Source organism: Rhizobium sp. SG741 (assembly GCF_012275435.1).
GTDB classification, from domain to species: domain Bacteria; phylum Pseudomonadota; class Alphaproteobacteria; order Rhizobiales; family Rhizobiaceae; genus Rhizobium; species Rhizobium lusitanum.
Window position 1 is genome coordinate 462897 of the sequence record NZ_JAAZQP010000002.1, and the last position, 16907, is coordinate 479803.

The window sequence follows — 16907 nt, forward strand, 5'->3', positions numbered from 1 at the left end:
ATTGACCAATCGAATGATGGGACGATTTCGATCTATCGGAAACGATGCCGAACCGATTAAATAAAGGGGGATGCGAGGCGGATTCGGAGTAACTGGTTGATGAACGACATGTCCACGCATGGGCGGGAGAAGGAAATGCAGGCGGCAGGCTCACGGTCGGTCTCGATTGCGTTGCTCGTGGCCGGTGCTTTCTTCATGGAAAACCTGGATGGTACGGTCATTGCAACCGCGCTGCCGCAGATGGCCGTTTCCTTTGGCGCCCGACCGGTGGATCTCAATATAGGCATGAGTGCCTATCTTCTGACGCTCGGCGTCTTCATCCCCATCAGCGGCTGGATCAGCGACCGTTTCGGCGCGCGACTGGTATTCACCACGGCCGTCGTCGTCTTCACGCTCGCTTCCGTTTTGTGCGGTTTTGCCAACGGTGTCGGCTCCTTCGTCGCTATGCGCATCCTGCAGGGGATCGGCGGCGCGATGATGGTGCCGGTGGGCCGGCTCGTGGTTTTGAACAATACCCCGAAGGACAAGCTGATCTCGGCGATTGCGACGATCACCTGGCCGGCGCTGGTGGCGCCCGTTCTTGGACCGCCACTCGGCGGCTTCATCACCGACCATGCGAACTGGCGCTGGATCTTCTTTCTTAACTTGCCGCTCGGCATATTGGCGTTTGCCTTCGCGCTCATTCTCATTCCGGAAACCAAGAATGCTGCGCGGCCGCCTTTCGACTGGATCGGCTTCGTCGTCAGCAGCATCGGTCTAGCAAGCCTGATGTACGGGCTGGAGCTGGTCGGCCGTCCCGATCTCATATGGCTGGAAGCCTCGGCCTATGTGGTCGCGGGGCTGGTTCTGCTCACCGTAGCCGTGTTTCATTTTCTGAGGACGGAGCATCCGCTCATCGATCTCTCAGGGCTGAAGCTGCCGACCTTCGCGGTCACGATCTCCGGCGGATCACTGTTTCGTACCGCTATCGGTGCGGTGCCGTTTCTGTTGCCGCTGATGTTCCAGGTCGGCTTCGGGCTCAGCGCCTTTCATGCCGGCATGCTGACCTTGGCGGTCTTTGCCGGCAACCTGGCGATGAAGCCGGGGACGACGCCGATTTTGCGGCGTTTCGGCTTTAAACCGGTATTGATCGTCAACGGCATCCTGAATGCCGCCTTCATTGCAGCCTGTGCGTTGTTTTCGCCCGATACGCCGGTCTGGCTCGTCGTACCGGTGCTGTTCATCGGAGGCATGTGCCGCTCGATGCATTTCACGGCATTGAATACGATTGCCTTCGCCGACATTCCGCCGCAGAAGATGACAGGCGCCAACACGCTGTTCAGCACCGTCTTTCAGCTGACCATGGGCATGGGCATCGCTGTCGGTGCCATCGGCATTCGCATCGGTCAGGCTGTCAGTGCACCGCTTGGCGTAGGCGGCATCGTCGCCATCGAATTCCGCCTCGCCTTCGTGTTGCTCGGCATCATCGCTCTCTTTGCCGTGCTGGATTGCCTGCCGCTCGACCGCAGGGCCGGCGACAACGTTGCGCGCAAGCAGAAGGCGGGCGCGAAAAAGGCGGCTTGAAAATCTCCGCTATGAACGACATGTGCTGCTCAATGGGGATACTGAATGAGATTATAATGCAACAGCACCGCGGGTATCGCCATCAGGATGATAAGAAGCATTGCAAAGCTTGCTGCACGCAACATTTTCATCCGGCGGGCGCGCTGACCGGTCCAATCATATACTGCCATAATGAGCCCCTCCTTTTCCTCAATCATTACAAAGGCAAGAAATGGAACTCCAGTCAATATTGGCAATAGGGCGTTAAATAATAAGTTCATTCTAATATAATGGGGTAGTATACCGCCATTCTATTGGGCACCAGCACAACGCGTCTTCTCCGGCATTGGCGCAAGCTCGTTTCGCGACACCGGTTGGACGCTGGAAGAACAAGAGTTTGGGCCTTGCGCAAGCAGGCGCCGTTTGCTTCGAAAAGAGGAAAAATGCGATGAGTAAGATGCGCGCTTTGGTGCTGGAACGCCAGCATGAACTGGCAATCCGCGATATAGACCTTCCGCAGGAGGTCGGGCCGGGTCAAGTCAAGATCAAGATCCATACGGTCGGCGTCTGCGGATCCGACGTCCACTATTACACGCACGGCAAGATTGGCCCCTTCGTCGTCAACGAGCCGATGGTGCTTGGCCATGAAGCCGCCGGCACTGTCGTCGAAGTCGGTGCTGGCGTGACGCATCTGAAGATCGGCGACCGCGTCTGCATGGAGCCGGGGATCCCCGATCCCAATTCCAAAGCGAGCCGTCTCGGCATGTACAATGTCGATCCCGCCGTCATCTTCTGGGCAACGCCGCCCGTCCATGGCGTGTTGACGCCCTTTGTCGTGCATCCGGCCAATTATACCTTCAAACTGCCTGATAATGTCAGCTTTGCCGAGGGCGCGATGGTCGAACCCTTTGCGGTCGGCATGCAGGCGGCGACCAAGGCGAGAATTACCCCCGGTGACACCGCCGTCATCCTCGGCGCCGGCCCGATCGGCACGATGGTCGCGATCGCGGCTCTTGCCGGCGGCTGCGCACGGGCGATCGTTGCCGATCTCGCCCAGCCGAAGCTCGACATCGCCGCCCAATATCAGGGCGTCATCCCTGTCAATATTCGCGAAAACAATCTGGTCGAGGAAATCAGCCGACTTACGGATGGTTGGGGCGCCGACGTCGTCTTCGAGTGCTCCGGTTCGCAGAAGGCCTGGGAAACAGTCATGGCGCTGCCGCGCCCGGGCGGCGTGATCGTCGCCGTCGGCCTGCCGGTCGATCCGGTCGGTTTCGATGTTTCGACGGCATCGACCAAGGAAATCCGTATCGAAACGGTCTTCCGCTATGCGCATCAATATGAGCGCTCCATCGCACTGATCGCGTCCGGCCGTGTCGATCTGAAGCCGCTGATCTCGGAGACATTCGCCTTTGAAGACTCCATCGAGGCGTTCGATCGTGCCGTCGAGGCCAGACCAACGGATGTCAAGCTGCAGATCATCCTGGATCAGTAAGCGTCTGTTTACCTCGTCGCCTTGCATCCGCGAGGCGACGTTTTCCTCCGGTTTCGCACGACCCCGTAGACGGGTAGGCAAAAGCGATGCTAGTTAGCCTGAAAAGAGAGGAACAGGCTTTAACGCCGTGAAACGGGAAGGATAGCCGTGCCGCACGACGTCGCATTGATCGCACTGATTGCCGGCGGGTTCGTGTTCGCGGCCATTTTCGGCTATCTCGCCGACAGGCTACATCTGCCGCCGTTGGTCGGCTATCTGGTTGCCGGCGTCATTATCGGCTCATCCACACCGGGCTTTGTCGCCGATGTTTCACTCGCATCGCAATTGGCAGAAATCGGCGTCATCCTGCTGATGTTCGGCGTCGGCCTGCATTTTTCGGCCGCTGATCTGCTGGCGGTGCGCGGAGTCGCCATCCCCGGTGCCATCGGTCAGATCGCGATCGCAACGCTTTTAGGCATCGGCTTGACGTCCCTCTGGGGCTGGGGCATCGGCGCAGGCGTGGTCCTCGGGCTAAGCCTTGCCGTTGCCAGCACCGTTGTACTGTTGAAAGCGCTGGAAGAGCGCAATCTGGTGAATTCGACCAACGGGCGCGTGGCTGTCGGCTGGCTGATCGTCGAAGATCTGGCGATGGTACTCGCACTTGTCCTGCTGCCGGCCTTTGCCGGCGCCATGGGCGGCCATGTGAATGCCGGCGACCATGCGGCTTCCGGCTCGATCTGGCTGACGATCGGCATGACGCTGGTCAAGGTGGCGGCATTTACTCTGGTAGCGATCTTCATCGGTCCGCGCGTCGTACCCTGGCTGTTGACGTCGGTCGCCCGCACAGGCTCGCGCGAATTGTTCACGCTGTCGGTTCTGGCGATCGCGCTTGGCATCGCCTTCGGGGCGGCGGAGATATTCGGCGTTTCCCTCGCGCTTGGAGCCTTCTTTGCCGGGCTCGTGATGAGTGAATCGCATCTCAGCCATCGGGCTGCGGCCGACTCCCTGCCATTGCAAAATGCCTTTTCCGTGCTGTTCTTCGTATCCGTCGGCATGCTCTTCGATCCGACTATCCTGGTGCGCGAACCGCTGATGATCGTCGGCGTGCTTGCGCTCATCATGATCGGCAAGTCACTGATTGCTTTCGGCCTGGTACTGCTACTGCGTTACCCGGCGAGCATGGGCTTTGCGGTTGCAGCCGGCCTTGCGCAGATCGGCGAATTTTCCTTCATCCTGGCCGGGCTCGGCGTTTCGCTCGGTCTGTTGTCCCGGGAAGGACAGGATCTCATTCTTGCAGGAGCGATCCTGTCGATTACGCTCAATCCGCTGGCCTTCTTCGCCGTCGAGAAGCTGGAGAAATGGACGTTTTCCCGATGGCCGTCGTTCGCGAGCAAATACGGCATGGCCAAGCAAGATGGGCTGCGTCGCGAACTGACCGCCATCAACAAGCAGCGGGAGGAAAGGGATCGGCAGCATAGTCTCGAGATCGAGGAACTGATCGAGACCTTTCCGATGTTTGCCGAGCTGGATGACAATGCGCATGAGGAGCTTCTGCTGCTCTTCCGGCCGAGATCGGCTTCGCCGGGCGATCGCGTCATTCGCACGGGCGATCGCGGCGACAGCATGTTCTTCATCGCGTCCGGCGCCGTCGAAGTGCAGCTTGAGGACGATGAGGTTCCGCTCGGCGCCGGTTCATTCTTCGGCGAAATGGCCCTGTTGACCGGCGCGCGCCGTACCGCCGATGTCGTTGCCGTCGATTTCTGTCAGCTTTTCGTGCTGGAGCGCCGTGATTTCAACCTGTTCATGTCGCGGCATCCGCAACTGCGCGCCGCCGTCAGCCACATGGCGCGCGAACGGCAGGAAAGCAACGTGTCGCGCCAGCGGCGCGACCAATCAGAGGATGCGAGCTGACGCCCGATCTGGGATTTAGCGGCGCCTCAGCCAGGATTTCGAAACGCGGCAGGCCATCGTATAGGCCGGATCGAAGACATTGCCGACATCGTAGCGCACGACTTGGCCGAGCAGGTGGCTGGCGGCAGTCTTATCGAGGCCGTAGTCGGAGCCGAGCCAGCGCAGCATTTCACTGGTTGCGTGCTGCAGGGCCTGGTCGAGCGGCCGGGCATTGCCGATGGTGAAAATGTCGTCCACCGTCTCGCCGCGCGGCCAGACTATCGTCTTTTTCTTTTCGACGCTCAGCCGTACCGTCACCTCGAAGGTGGTTTCGATTCCCGTGCCGACGATCTCGCCGTCTCCCTGCACGGCGTGGCAATCGCCCAGGAAGAAAAGTGCGCCTGGCGCCGATACGGGAAACCAGATGGTCGTGCCCGGCCCCAGCAGCCGATAGTCCATGTTGCCGCCGAATTCGCCGCTGGTGGCGGTCGATATGGCCTGGCCGAGCGCCGGCGCAACACCGAAGCAGCCGATCATCGGCGAAAGCGGCAGCGTCAGGGCCTCAAGGCCGGCCACCGGCTCGGAAAGTCTCGTTGTCAGGGCTTCGCGGTCGATCTGCCAGATCACCTTTTCGCTGGCCGGCAGTGCCCGCACATCCTGCGGATCGACGACGTTGCCTGCAACGACGCTGCGGGTGAATCCCGTATCGCGCGTCGGCACCATCGTCAGGATTTCGACTTTGAGGGAATCGCCCGGTTCCGCACCCTCGACGAAGATCGGGCCGTTCATCGGGTTGGGACCCGAGGCATGGCGAATATCATGCTTGTCATAGCCGGCAGCGTCGAGCGTTTCGGTAATGACGGTATCGCCATCGGCGACATGCAAGGCCGGCGGCAGGGAGCCGATGACGTTGTGATAGACGGTGGGGGTAAAACGGTGCGTTGCCATTGCCTACAGCCTTATCCTGAATTTGGTTCGGTCAACCTATGACAGCTTTGCCGTGTCACGAAAGACCGCGTTTGCGGATATTATGGATTACCGCTTCGGACGATCCCAAGGACGATAATAGAAAAGCGACAACAGCGCTCTGCGGATTTCGCCGGCCGCGACCTGGAATGCAGGTTGATCTAGGCGAAATGATCGCGAAACGCCTGTGGCGTGGTTCCGAATTTTCTCAGGAAATTGCGCCGCATGGTTTCCTCCGAGCTGAAGCCGCAACGGATGCGCGCCTGGTGAACCGTAAGGCCCTCTTCCAGCAGACGCCGCACCGCCTCGGTGCGGATATCCTCCACAGCCCTTGCGGGCGTGCGTCCGGTCGCCTTGAGGTAATGCCGGGAAAAGCTGCGCGCACTCATATTCGCCCGTTCGGCGAGAACGGGCAGAGAGAGGTCCGCGCGCAGATTGCTCATGATCCAGGCATGCAGTTGGTCGAAGCGCTCGCCGCTTTCCTGCAGGCGCAATGCTGAACTGAATTGCGCCTGGCCGCCCGGCCGCTTCAGGAAGACGACGAGCTCGCGGGCGACGGAAAGTGCCAGTTTCCGGCCGAGGTCGTCTTCGACCAAAGCGAGGGCCAGATCGATGCCGGCGCTCACGCCCGCCGAGCTCCATAGGTCGCCGTCCCGGACGAAGATCGGATCCGGCTCCAGTTTCACTTGCGGGAAGCGCTTTGAGAATTCCTCGCAGCGGTTCCAATGGGTCGCCGCGCGTCGCCCGTCCAGAAGTCCCGCTTCGGCAAGAAGAAAGGCGCCGCTGCAGACGGAGGCGGTTCGCCGGGTGCTTGCCGACCGCCTGCGCACCCACTCGACCAGGGCCTGATCTTCGCATGCCTTGTTGACGCCCCAGCCGCCGGCGATGATCAAGGTGTCGAGCGGGCCGCCAACGTCGCTGAGTGGCGCAGTCGTCAGCACAAGGCCTGAACTGGTCCTGGTCTGCGCGTCCGTCGCGACTGCGACTGCCTCATAGGGCCTTGGCAATCCGCTTTCGATTGCCGCCTCATTGGCACTGGTGAAAACCTGCAGCGGACCGGCTATGTCGAGCAGCTGGGCATTGTCAAAGGCAAGTATCTCGATGTGGCGCATGATTGGCACAAAATGACGGGAGTTTGGCAAATACGCCAGATTGTGATCGCATAGGCTGGTCGAAGTCAACCATAGGAGATCCACCATGACCGTTCGCTTCGGCCTGCTCGCCTTTCCGGGCGTCCAGCAACTCGACCTGACCGCCCCTTACGAGATATTTGCGTCGATGGAAGGTGCGGAGGTTCACCTCGTCTGGAAGGATACGTCTCCGATCGTCTCCGCCACCAAGCTGGTGCTGCAGCCGACGACGAGCTTTGCGGCGTGCCCGTCCCTCGATGTGATCTGCGTGCCGGGGGGCAGCGGCGTCAATGCGCTGCTGGAAGACGAGACGGTTCTCTCCTTTATCCGCGCGCAGGCGGCCCAGGCACGCTTCATAACCTCGGTGTGCACAGGTTCTCTCGTTCTTGGCGCCGCCGGTCTGCTCAAGGGCAGGAAGGCGACGACCCATTGGAATGCGCGCGATTTCCTGGCGGAATTCGGCGCCATCGCGACCCCTGGACGAGTCGTCCGGGACGGCAACCTTTTCACCGCGGGCGGCGTGACGGCGGGCATCGATTTCGGACTGACCATCGTTGCGGCCCTGCGCGATCAGGCGGAGGCGGAAGCCATCCAGCTTTCGCTGGAATACGCGCCCGCACCGCCGTTTCACTCCGGATCGCCGGAGGAGGCGCCGGCCGATGTGTTGATCGAGACGAAACGGCGGCTTGCCGGCTCGCGGACGGCCCGGGAGGCCATCATGGCTCGTCTCGCGGCTCGCCGGCATCAGGCCGGTTGAGCGCCGATCCTGTGCGCAAGCGATGTCACCTCGCTGAAATGGAACGTCGATAAGGACACGATCTGACTTTTGATCGTAGCGACAATCCCATCGAGGTGACGATGCCCAATCGGGCGAACAGGATCCTGATTTCAGGTAGCCTCTCATGCTTGACAGGAACAGCATTTCTGCGACCGTGGCATCACGATGTCGTGTGCGGCCTTGTGGTGGGCGAGAGGCTATTCTGATGAACAAGTTCCGATCATTTCGCTGCATTCCCCGTTTTGCCATGGCGATGAACATTCTGGTCGCCGCGGTTTTCTCGCCGATGCTGCCGGCATCAGAAGCTCACGCGCTTGAGGTCGGGCAGCAGACGAAGGCATCGGGCGAGCAGATCGAGAAGCTGATCAAAGCGCTGCGCGACAGCGGTGCCATGGCCGACAAGGACCTGTTGCAGCGGCGTGCCGACTTCGAGAATCTGATGGCAGCGACGCCGGATCCGACACGCGTGCAGATTCGCCGGGTTGACGCCAACGGCGTTGCCGGCGATCTGATCTGGCCGGCACGGCTGCACTATGGAATCGGCAGGCGTGCCATTCTCTATCTGCATGGAGGGGGCTTTTATAGCGGCTCGCTGCGGACACACCGCAATATTGCCGCCTCGCTTGCCAAGGGGGCGTCTGCCGATGTGCTGCTCATCGACTATCGTCTCGCGCCCGAACACGGTTTTCCCTCGCAGATCAACGATGCGGTGGCGGCCTATCGTTGGCTCCTGTCGTCAGGATACAAGGCCGGAAACATTGTCATTGCGGGAGAGTCGGTCGGCGGAACCCTGGCCATCGAGATTATCCTGAACCAGCTTCGCCTCAAAGGAGCGCTTCCCGCGGCAGTGGTTGCCATGAGCCCGGTGACCGATTTCGCCGCGACGGGGGCGTCACTGGTTGCAAACGCTTCCCGTGACCCGTTCATGGGCAAGGAGGAATTGACCATCATCCACAATGCCTATGTTGCCGACCGATCACCGGTCGATCCCGAGATATCGCCGCTCTATGCCAATTTGGCCGGCTTTCCACCCCTGCTGATCCAGGTGGGTTCGCGGGAGACGCTGCTGGATGACAGTGTGCGGCTGGCGGACAAGGTGCGGCAGGCGGGCGGAGACGTGGCCCTGGAAATCTGGCCTGGCATGATTCACCAGTGGCAGATTTTCCCATTCTGGCTCGAGGATGCCAGGAAGTCGAATGGGAGAGTGGCGGAATTCGCGATTTCGCATTTCGTCGACAAACCCGCGCAATAGTCTTGGCGTACAATCGTATGCGGCCCGATTGGGTTTCGTGGAGTATCCTATAATTATTTATCGCACGATATAATCGTAAGATAAATTTTTTGTAGACAACGCGCGGCGAGTGCTCTATGCATAATGATATTGCGATAATAAATCGCGCAATATATTATAAGTGGAGATTGAAATGAGCCAGTCGATCAATCAAGCTACCCGTCGTGGCGTTATGACCGCCGGACTAGGCCTTGCCGCCGCCGCCGTCATGCCCTTCGCTCAACCTGCACAAGCCTCTGCAAAGCAATCTTCGAAAGGTAAGGACACAATGAGCAGCAGCACGATCACCACCAAGGACGGAACTCAGATCTTCTACAAGGATTGGGGAACAGGCCAGCCGATCGTCTTCCATCACGGATGGCCGCTGAGCTCGGACGATTGGGACGCCCAGATGCTCTTTTTCCTCAATCAGGGCTACCGCGTTATCGCCCATGATCGCCGCGGCCACGGGCGCTCGAGCCAGACGGCGACCGGAAACGAGATGGATACCTATGCTGCCGACGTGGCCGCACTCGCCGAGCATCTCGACCTGAAAGGCGCCATTCACGTCGGCCATTCGACCGGCGGTGGCGAAGTCGCCCGCTACGTGGCGCAGTATGGCGGTCATGGCCGGGTTTCCAAGGCGGTGCTGATTGGCGCCGTGCCGCCGATCATGGTCAAGTCCGACAAGAATCCCGGTGGCCTGCCGCTGGAGGTATTCGATGGCTTCCGCGCGGCGCTTGCCGCCAATCGCGCGCAATTCTTCCGCGACGTTCCGTCAGGACCGTTTTACGGCTTCAATCGCCCCGGTGCGGTGGTTTCGCAGGGCGTCATCGATAATTGGTGGCGTCAGGGCATGATGGGGGGCGCCAAGGCGCATTACGACTGCATCAAGGCCTTCTCGGAAACGGACTTCACTGAGGATCTGAAGAAGATCGAGGTGCCGACGCTGGTCATGCATGGCGATGATGACCAGATCGTCCCGATTGCGGACGCGGCCCTTTTGTCCATCAAGCTGCTGAAGAACGGCACGCTGAAAGTCTACAAAGGCTTTCCGCACGGCATGGCGACCACGCATGCGGATATCATCAATGCGGATCTGCTGGCGTTCTTCAAGGCTTAAAGATCCCCCGAAGAGTGAAGCGCCCGCCTTCCGGCGGGCGCTTCACAGCCGGCCGGGTGCTGTTACCACGCCTGCCGCTTCAGCTATCAAGTTTCAATGAAAGCTGAACGGCACGCGGCAAGGGTGGTAGCGGCCGGCTGATGTCGACGCGGCGTTTCCAATTGGCGAGCCGCTTCTGCTCGCGCTCCCGAAGCGCCTTCGAGACCGCGACAAAGGTCATGGCACGCTCAATGACTTGTTCAGCTTTGGTCATGGACATCTCCATATGTTCACTTTATGTTCTCATATTGAGTGCAATAAGTCAAGCTTATGGCGGTGAGCGCCCAGCGCTCTCGGGTTCCGAATATAGGGCGAGCATATTCCGACTGCTCTGCGGAATGTCCCGGACTTGCAACGCCAGTGAATGGGGTTGACGTTCGTAGCCAATCAAATGCTTAGAAGAGTGTCGCGGTCGTCTTTTCCAATTCGGACGTTGACGGTCTACTAGCCTTTCAGCTTGCGCCCCTGTTTTTGCTTCGGCTTCTCAACGGATGGGTCCGACACTTCCTTGGCCAATCTTGCCTGGCGAAGGCGCTCCGTCTTGCTTTCACGCGCAACGACTTCGTTTTGAATGATGGTCCGTGCTGAATCATTCGTGGCAATCGCCGCTTTTTCGGCTCTGGACAAGCGCTGCTCTGACCGATTGACTCTAAATGCACTCATGTTGCCTCCTGGAGCTGCCGGCAACAAAAAAGGCCGGAGCGAAACCGCGCCGACCTTCCTCACATCGCCCTCGCACCAATGCCAGTACATCCGTGGTCAAAAGAGGAAAACGACTAAAACATCGCGAGCGTCAAATTTCGTTAGCGCTCACCAGCAATGTTACTTCGTAGATGTGGGGTGTCATTCCGTCGAATGCAAGTACTAGAGAAATTTATTTCGATTTATTAGGCGTCCATAGGGAGTTTCCGGACGTTTTTTCGATGCAGCTAAGGAGATGATGAGTATCCGTCTTCTCCGAAACTTAAATGGCTGATAAACTACTTGAGATCGATGCGACACGGAAATTGCTCCGCCCCATCCTTCTCGGTGGCCCATGTCGAAGCTTACATTCAGATACAGCGTTCGTGAGGAGCGTGATTGTACCTGGACAGTGTACGATGTCTTCACGGGAAGGGCTGCGGAGCCCACGCATTGGATACTGAACGTTCTGACTGAGAAGGAAGCAAAGGCCTATTGCGCCATTCTTAATGTCAAGGACATGGAAAGACGTGAACGCCTGGGCTTCTAGCGCGCGCAGGCGAGATTGCCTTGTCCCTTAATGGTTAGGCGATATTCTCCCGCAATGTCACGCCCGGCCACGCCGGATGGGCTTTTTTCTTTCCTTTACCAAGGTGGCCGTTTTCGGTTCTTCCGTGGCTTCTTGTTGCAGGCGAAGAGTTCGCAGCGCCTCGGTTTTCTTTTCCCGGGCGGAGTTTTCCGCCGCCACGATGGATTTTGCCATGCTGGTGGTGGTCGCGGCTTTGTCGTTGGTGAGAGACGCAGCCTTCTTGAAGAATTGGTCCTTGGTGGCTGTCATGATCGCTCCTTCGCGCACAGCAGTAAATTGGGGAGGGTTGTCGAAGATTAACGACTTTGGGTCCGGCTTCGGGTGCTCTTGGGCAGCAGACCGTCTCTTTGTAGCTTCTTGCGCATCAGCTTGCGGTGCCGGCGAATGGCTTGCGCTTTCTCTTGAACACGCTGCTCGGATGGCTTCACAAAGGCTGAGCGCACTTTTATTTCGCGAAAAATGCCTTCACGGATCATCTTCTTCTTCAGTACGCGCAATGCTTGATCAATATCATTGTCTTTTACAAAAACTTGCAAATCATACCTTTCCGTAGCGCACAGCATGTCGCTCCGCGCCCTATCTGAAGGCTTGTTTTTTGCCTCCCGCAGTAAGGGGTTTCAGCCAAGGCTCCGGTCTTGCGGATGTGGAGTTTTGGCTGTCGGCAACTGGATCCGCGCAAAGCTGCTCGATGTCCGCCTCCGAGATGCGGCGTTCAAAGCTCTCATGCGTGAAGCGAACCTGATAATATGCCTCGGCGGAGTCGGAGGGGAGCATGCTTATGATGCGGCATGTCCTTGGGGCTGCTTTCAGCCGAGTGAGATCCGCTTTCAAGACCACTACGTCTCCAGCCGAAAACTTCATTCTGCTCATGGCATCCCCTCGCTGATGGGCCGCAGAAATACAAAAGGCCGGGCATTACCCGACCTTTCCCTGCCAGTTCGATCCTTGCTGCCAGTACATCCGTGGTCAGCATGACGAATGACAATCAGATAGCTTTGAGATTGTCGGCAGAACTCTTGCCGGTCTTGCGATCGCGAACCAGTTCGTAATCGACCTTCTGGCCTTCGGCGAGAGAATTCATACCTGCGCGCTCCACAGCGGAAATGTGAACGAACACATCCGTTGCGCCGTCTTCAGGTTGAATGAAGCCAAAACCCTTGGCGCTATTGAACCACTTTACAGTTCCAGAGCTCATGACAATTTCCTTTCAATTAGACATAGAATTTCGCTCCGCGGCAAACCATTTGCCGCAGTATCACGACCAAAATTGAAAGAAAATTCGGCTACGCTTCCGCGTTAACAAAGATCATCAAGCAAGATCGACATTATTAACATAGGGCTGAAACAAGGCAAAGGCAAGGCTGCATTTATGGCCGACGATTTTAACCGGCAGCCGCTCCGATACAATAAATGAAAATAACCGTTGATTTACAATCGCCATGGGGTGTTCGCTACACCCACTCGGCCGCGGTCGCAAGGCATGTGTCGACGATCCCGCGGGTATCGGTACGGCAGGAGCCGCGACCGGCTGGCGGGCGACGCTGCGGGTCGCGCGGCCGGAAGATTTGCCGGATGGACGGTTGTGTCGGATGAGAGCGAAAATCATCTGGCCGCCAGCGCATGAAGCGACAACGCCCGCTTGAAATTTGCCTCATCTTCCGCCACCTGTTCGGCGCGACTTTCAATATTCCCAGGAGACTAGACGCACATGACAACCACCGCAGAAAACACCGCTGAGAGCCACGTCTTTGAGGCTGACGTTGCCCGCCTTCTGCATATGATGGTTCACTCGGTTTATTCGGATAAGGACGTCTTCCTGCGCGAGCTGATCTCGAACGCGACCGATGCCTGCGAAAAGCTGCGCTATGAGGCGATCGCCGAGCCCGCGCTGCTCGCCAACGACCCCGACAGCCGCATCCTGTTGACGCTCGATGCCGACGGCAACAAGCTCGTCGTCGAGGACAACGGCATCGGCATGAGCCGCGATGAGCTGATCGAGGCGCTCGGAACGATCGCCCGCTCGGGCACGCGCGCCTTCATGGAGCGCATCGAGGCCAACAAGCAGGGCGAAGGCGCGCAGCTCATCGGCCAGTTCGGCGTCGGCTTCTATTCCTGTTTCATGGTCGCCGACCGGGTTGACGTCGCCTCCCGCCGCGCCGGCGCGGAGGAAGCCTGGCTCTGGTCATCCGACGGCAAGGGTGGCTACAGCGTCGCCCCGATCGATGTGGCCGAGGCTCCCGCTCGCGGCACGCGCATCACGCTGCATCTGATGGACGATGCCAAGAGCTATGCATCGCGCTGGACGGTGGAGCGCATCGTCAAGGAGCAGTCGGGCCATGTGCCGGTACCGATCAAGATCGCCGAGGCGCCCGGCGCCGAGCCCACGCAGTTGACCGACGGCACCGCGCTTTGGACCAAGTCGAAGAACGACATCACCAGCGAGGAATATACGGATTTCTATCGCGGCGTTTCCGGCCAGTATGACGAGCCGGCGCTGACGGTGCATTTCCGCGCCGAAGGCCGCCACGAATATTCCGCTCTCGCCTTCGTGCCGGGCTCGCAGCCATTCGATCTCTCCGATCCGGATCGCAAAGGCCGCATGAAGCTCTATGTGAAGCGGGTCTTCATCACCGACGAGGCGGAATTGCTGCCGCGTTATCTTCGCTTCGTGCGCGGTCTTGTCGATACGAACGACCTCCCGCTCAACGTCTCGCGCGAGATGATCCAGGAAAGCGCGATCCTGTCGGCGATCCGCAAGGGTGTCACCAACCGTATCATCACGGCAATCGAGAAGCTGGCTGAAAGCGATCAGGATGCTTTCCTGAAGCTCTGGGAAAATTTCGGCAGCCTGATCAAGGAAGGCCTCTACGAGGATTTCGAGCGGCGCACGCAACTGCTGGCGCTGTCGCGCTTCCGCACCACCGCCTCCGGCGATGGCTACCGTTCGCTTGCCGATTACGTCAAGGACGCCAAGGAAGGCCAGCAGTCGATCTACTATCTTGTGGGCGGCAGCCTGGATCAGCTGAAGGCATCGCCTCAGCTCGAAGGTTTCCGCGCCCGCGGCATCGAAGTGCTGTTGCTGACGGATTCCGTCGACAGCTTCTGGGTGACAAATGCGCCGGAATTCGAGGGCAAGAGCTTCAAGTCGATCACCCAGGGCTCCGCCGATCTCGCGCAGTTCAAAAAGCTGGACGAAGACAAGGCGGAAAATGCGAGTGCTCCCGCCGAAGTGCAGGCCTTCATCGATTTCGCCAGGCAAAAGCTTGCCGATGAGGTGTCGGACGTGCGCGCGTCCGATCGCCTGATCGAAAGCGCTGTCTGCCTGGTCGCTTCCGAACAGGGTTACGACCGGCAGCTCGAGAAGATCCTGCAGGGGGCCGGCCGCTTGCAGTCCGGCGCCAAGCCGATCCTGGAAATCAATATGGATCACCCGGTCGTCAAGGCCATCGCCGCCAAGATCGATGCACCGTCGCTGCGCGACGATGCGGCATTCCTGTTGCTCGATCAGGCGCGCGTGCTGGATGGCGACAAGCCGGCCGATCCGCGCGCTTTCGCCGAGCGTCTGGCGCGGGTGATGGAAAAGGCTCTCCAGTAATCGAAAGGGCCGGCACGACTTTGATGAGGCCGTGCCGGCCCGGATCTTTCGAGTGCGGTCGGGAAGGCTGAATACGTTCGACAGAGCGGGTCGCTCTAGCCAAAACTTATCGCCAGGGCACGAGATCCGAATTGGCAAACTACGCCGCGCGGCGTGAAATCGCTGTCGTTCGGAAGGAGTTCCCCATGTCGGAAGAAAAGACGGCACTTATTATCAGCGCGCATGCTCCTGACTTCGTATCGCGCTGCATGCGGAGCGGGCTATAAGGTCACCGTCGTCTGCCTGTCCCTCGACGAGCGCGGCGAGTCGGCAAAGCTCCGGAAGCAGCCGGGCATGACGCTGGAGCGGGTCAAGGCAGCGCAACGGGCGGAATCGGAAAAGGCGGCAAAGGCGCTCGGCGTCTTCGACCTCGGCGACTATCCGCTGCGCCTGACGGACGAAGACAAATACTGCCTGGCCGATGTCATCTCTTATCGAACATCCGGCGGGCCTGATGGAGGTTTTCCTGGACCTCGACGAGGGCGACCATTAATGGGGCGGGAACGGTCAGGACAGCGCGAAAACTGTTCGATGGCCGCATGTTTGCGACGTCATAAACTTGAGTTTCATTTGAAGCTTTTTATTGCGCGCTGCGCATTCTTCTCCTATAGAGGAACCCGAAATGGCCGGGTGTCGCCCGGCCACGTAAGCGTTAACGTCACTCAACGCGTATGATCGAACGGCTCTGCGGCTTCGGTCTGCGCGGCTATGTCCTGCGGATCAAGGTTTAAGAGCCTCGAAGGGACACAGATGGATAACCCCCAAACCTCAAATCCGAATAGTTCGGTTCCGAAGATCGAGCGTGTGCGCCATGAGCTGAAGCGGCGTACCCTGACCGTCTCCAACGTGGAAAAGATCACGCCCGGCATGCTGCGCATCGAGCTTGCCGGGGAAGACCTTGCCGATTTTGTCAGCCTCGCGCCCGACGATCACATCAAGGTTCTCGTGCCGGGCCCTGGCGAAGAGATGGTGCGGCGCGACTATACGCCTCGCCGCTACGATACCGATGCCCGCACGCTCGTCATTGATTTTGCCATTCATGAAGCAGGACCTGTCACTCAATGGGCACTCGGCGCCCGCCCCGGTGACAGCCTGGAGATCGGCGGTCCCCGCGGTTCTGCTGTTATCTCCGACGACGTCAAGAATTGGCTGCTCGTCGGCGACGAGACGGGGTTGCCGGCCATCGGCCGTCGCATCGAGGAGGCCGGCAGCGATGTGCGGATCACGGCCATTATGGCGGTTGCGGACGCTGCCGAGCACCAGATCTTTCAAACCGACGCCCAGCTGGAGACTCATTGGGCGCATCGGCCCCTGTCGGAGGCGACCGACGCGTCTGCGCTGATGGCCGTTCTCCAATCGGTCGAGCTTGCGCCCGGCACCTTCGTCTGGATTGCCGCTGAAGCCTCGGTGACGCGTGCGCTGCGGACCTATTTCGTCGAAGAACGCGGCTATCCGCTGAGCTGGATCAAGGCATCCGGCTACTGGGTCAAGGGCAAGGCGGACGCGACCGAGAAATTCGACTAGGTGTCGATATGGCAGGCGGCTGCAAGAAACCGCCTGCCAATCCTGATATGAAGGCCGGCTCATCTTGCCGGCAGATGTTCCTGCCCCATCTGATGGCACAGCTGTCCCGTAAAAGGACAAGGGGCTCAATGCTAAGATTGAGTTCACCGAGACTGAAGCCGGGGCAGATTTCGACTTCCTAAATTGCGTGGAATCGCCGAAGGTTAGGCGCAAAGCGGAAATGGTGACGAAGTCATCGCCGGTCAATTTACAGGTTCGAGGCGCCGA

General features: G+C 59.2%; 16 protein-coding genes and 1 pseudogene. 9 read left to right on the forward strand and 8 right to left on the reverse strand.

Annotation, left to right across the window (positions count from 1 at the left end; translation table 11 throughout):
* Positions 1-99 precede the first annotated feature (99 nt).
* Positions 100-1563: a DHA2 family efflux MFS transporter permease subunit gene (locus FHT29_RS07510; RefSeq protein ID WP_168597318.1), complete on the forward strand. Its 1464-nt coding sequence runs from the start codon at positions 100-102 to the stop codon at positions 1561-1563.
* 29 nt (positions 1564-1592) lie between these two features.
* On the opposite strand, the gene FHT29_RS07515 is transcribed toward FHT29_RS07510, so the two are convergent.
* Positions 1593-1733, reverse strand: a complete 141-nt coding sequence (locus FHT29_RS07515) for a hypothetical protein (RefSeq protein ID WP_167669539.1) — start codon at positions 1731-1733, stop codon at positions 1593-1595.
* Positions 1734-1990: 257 nt separating this feature from the next.
* Here FHT29_RS07515 and FHT29_RS07520 point away from each other — a divergent pair, with 257 nt between their 5' ends.
* Both FHT29_RS07520 and FHT29_RS07525 read left to right on the forward strand, forming a co-directional pair.
* Positions 1991-3037, forward strand: a complete 1047-nt coding sequence (locus FHT29_RS07520) for an NAD(P)-dependent alcohol dehydrogenase (RefSeq protein WP_168599484.1) — start codon at positions 1991-1993, stop codon at positions 3035-3037.
* A 147-nt stretch (positions 3038-3184) separates the two neighbouring features.
* Positions 3185-4927 (forward strand): cation:proton antiporter, encoded by a 1743-nt coding sequence (locus FHT29_RS07525; RefSeq protein WP_168599485.1) that lies wholly within the window; start codon positions 3185-3187, stop codon positions 4925-4927.
* A gap of 15 nt (positions 4928-4942) precedes the next feature.
* Here the strand turns inward: FHT29_RS07525 and FHT29_RS07530 are convergent, their stop codons facing one another.
* On the reverse strand, positions 4943-5854 hold the full coding sequence (locus tag FHT29_RS07530; RefSeq protein WP_037192409.1) for an acetamidase/formamidase family protein: 912 nt from the start codon (positions 5852-5854) through the stop codon (positions 4943-4945).
* 179 nt (positions 5855-6033) lie between these two features.
* Entirely contained in the window at positions 6034-6984 is a 951-nt protein-coding gene (locus FHT29_RS07535) for a helix-turn-helix domain-containing protein (protein WP_113134132.1), read from the reverse strand.
* Between the two features lie 85 nt (positions 6985-7069).
* Here FHT29_RS07535 and FHT29_RS07540 point away from each other — a divergent pair, with 85 nt between their 5' ends.
* From FHT29_RS07540 to FHT29_RS07550, 3 genes are all read left to right on the forward strand, one after another.
* Positions 7070-7759 (forward strand): DJ-1/PfpI family protein, encoded by a 690-nt coding sequence (locus FHT29_RS07540; protein ID WP_037192406.1) that lies wholly within the window; start codon positions 7070-7072, stop codon positions 7757-7759.
* A 274-nt stretch (positions 7760-8033) separates the two neighbouring features.
* Positions 8034-9032 (forward strand): alpha/beta hydrolase, encoded by a 999-nt coding sequence (locus FHT29_RS07545; RefSeq protein WP_037193182.1) that lies wholly within the window; start codon positions 8034-8036, stop codon positions 9030-9032.
* A 307-nt stretch (positions 9033-9339) separates the two neighbouring features.
* Entirely contained in the window at positions 9340-10173 is an 834-nt protein-coding gene (locus FHT29_RS07550) for an alpha/beta hydrolase (RefSeq protein WP_092573628.1), read from the forward strand.
* Between the two features lie 79 nt (positions 10174-10252).
* Here FHT29_RS07550 and FHT29_RS07555 read toward each other — a convergent pair whose 3' ends face one another.
* The 5 genes from FHT29_RS07555 to FHT29_RS07575 form a co-directional block, all read right to left on the reverse strand.
* On the reverse strand, positions 10253-10426 hold the full coding sequence (locus FHT29_RS07555) for a hypothetical protein (protein WP_092573627.1): 174 nt from the start codon (positions 10424-10426) through the stop codon (positions 10253-10255).
* A gap of 230 nt (positions 10427-10656) precedes the next feature.
* Positions 10657-10839: a hypothetical protein gene (locus tag FHT29_RS07560; RefSeq protein ID WP_047554688.1), complete on the reverse strand. Its 183-nt coding sequence runs from the start codon at positions 10837-10839 to the stop codon at positions 10657-10659.
* A 661-nt stretch (positions 10840-11500) separates the two neighbouring features.
* Positions 11501-11731 carry a hypothetical protein gene (locus FHT29_RS07565; RefSeq protein ID WP_037192396.1) on the reverse strand — a complete coding sequence of 77 codons (231 nt, stop codon included), beginning with the start codon at positions 11729-11731 and terminating at the stop codon, positions 11501-11503.
* Positions 11732-11778: 47 nt separating this feature from the next.
* Positions 11779-12018, reverse strand: coding sequence for a 30S ribosomal protein S21 (gene rpsU, locus FHT29_RS07570; RefSeq protein ID WP_037193176.1), 240 nt, complete (start codon positions 12016-12018; stop codon positions 11779-11781).
* Positions 12019-12467: 449 nt separating this feature from the next.
* On the reverse strand, positions 12468-12677 hold the full coding sequence (locus FHT29_RS07575; protein WP_037192391.1) for a cold-shock protein: 210 nt from the start codon (positions 12675-12677) through the stop codon (positions 12468-12470).
* 513 nt (positions 12678-13190) lie between these two features.
* Here FHT29_RS07575 and htpG point away from each other — a divergent pair.
* The 3 genes and pseudogenes from htpG to FHT29_RS07595 all read left to right on the forward strand — a co-directional run bounded on the left by htpG (position 13191) and on the right by FHT29_RS07595 (position 16640).
* Positions 13191-15077 carry a molecular chaperone HtpG gene (gene htpG / locus FHT29_RS07580; protein ID WP_168599486.1) on the forward strand — a complete coding sequence of 629 codons (1887 nt, stop codon included), beginning with the start codon at positions 13191-13193 and terminating at the stop codon, positions 15075-15077.
* 185 nt (positions 15078-15262) lie between these two features.
* Positions 15263-15545: pseudogene (locus FHT29_RS07585) on the forward strand (PIG-L domain-containing protein); the annotation flags it as partial.
* Between the two features lie 321 nt (positions 15546-15866).
* On the forward strand, positions 15867-16640 hold the full coding sequence (locus tag FHT29_RS07595) for a siderophore-interacting protein (RefSeq protein WP_168599487.1): 774 nt from the start codon (positions 15867-15869) through the stop codon (positions 16638-16640).
* Positions 16641-16907 lie beyond the last annotated feature (267 nt).

Bases quoted from the DNA above. Each gene is read 5' to 3' on its own strand.
- FHT29_RS07510 (WP_168597318.1), top strand. From the start codon at position 100: ATGAACGACATGTCCACGCATGGGCGGGAGAAGGAAATGCAGGCGGCA.
- FHT29_RS07515 (WP_167669539.1), bottom strand. From the start codon at position 1,733: ATGGCAGTATATGATTGGACCGGTCAGCGCGCCCGCCGGATGAAAATG.
- FHT29_RS07520 (WP_168599484.1), top strand. From the start codon at position 1,991: ATGAGTAAGATGCGCGCTTTGGTGCTGGAACGCCAGCATGAACTGGCA.
- FHT29_RS07530 (WP_037192409.1), bottom strand. From the start codon at position 5,854: ATGGCAACGCACCGTTTTACCCCCACCGTCTATCACAACGTCATCGGC.
- FHT29_RS07535 (WP_113134132.1), bottom strand. From the start codon at position 6,984: ATGCGCCACATCGAGATACTTGCCTTTGACAATGCCCAGCTGCTCGAC.
- FHT29_RS07540 (WP_037192406.1), top strand. From the start codon at position 7,070: ATGACCGTTCGCTTCGGCCTGCTCGCCTTTCCGGGCGTCCAGCAACTC.
- FHT29_RS07545 (WP_037193182.1), top strand. From the start codon at position 8,034: ATGAACATTCTGGTCGCCGCGGTTTTCTCGCCGATGCTGCCGGCATCA.
- FHT29_RS07550 (WP_092573628.1), top strand. From the start codon at position 9,340: ATGAGCAGCAGCACGATCACCACCAAGGACGGAACTCAGATCTTCTAC.
- FHT29_RS07555 (WP_092573627.1), bottom strand. From the start codon at position 10,426: ATGACCAAAGCTGAACAAGTCATTGAGCGTGCCATGACCTTTGTCGCG.
- FHT29_RS07565 (WP_037192396.1), bottom strand. From the start codon at position 11,731: ATGACAGCCACCAAGGACCAATTCTTCAAGAAGGCTGCGTCTCTCACC.
- FHT29_RS07575 (WP_037192391.1), bottom strand. From the start codon at position 12,677: ATGAGCTCTGGAACTGTAAAGTGGTTCAATAGCGCCAAGGGTTTTGGC.
- htpG (WP_168599486.1), top strand. From the start codon at position 13,191: ATGACAACCACCGCAGAAAACACCGCTGAGAGCCACGTCTTTGAGGCT.
- FHT29_RS07595 (WP_168599487.1), top strand. From the start codon at position 15,867: ATGGATAACCCCCAAACCTCAAATCCGAATAGTTCGGTTCCGAAGATC.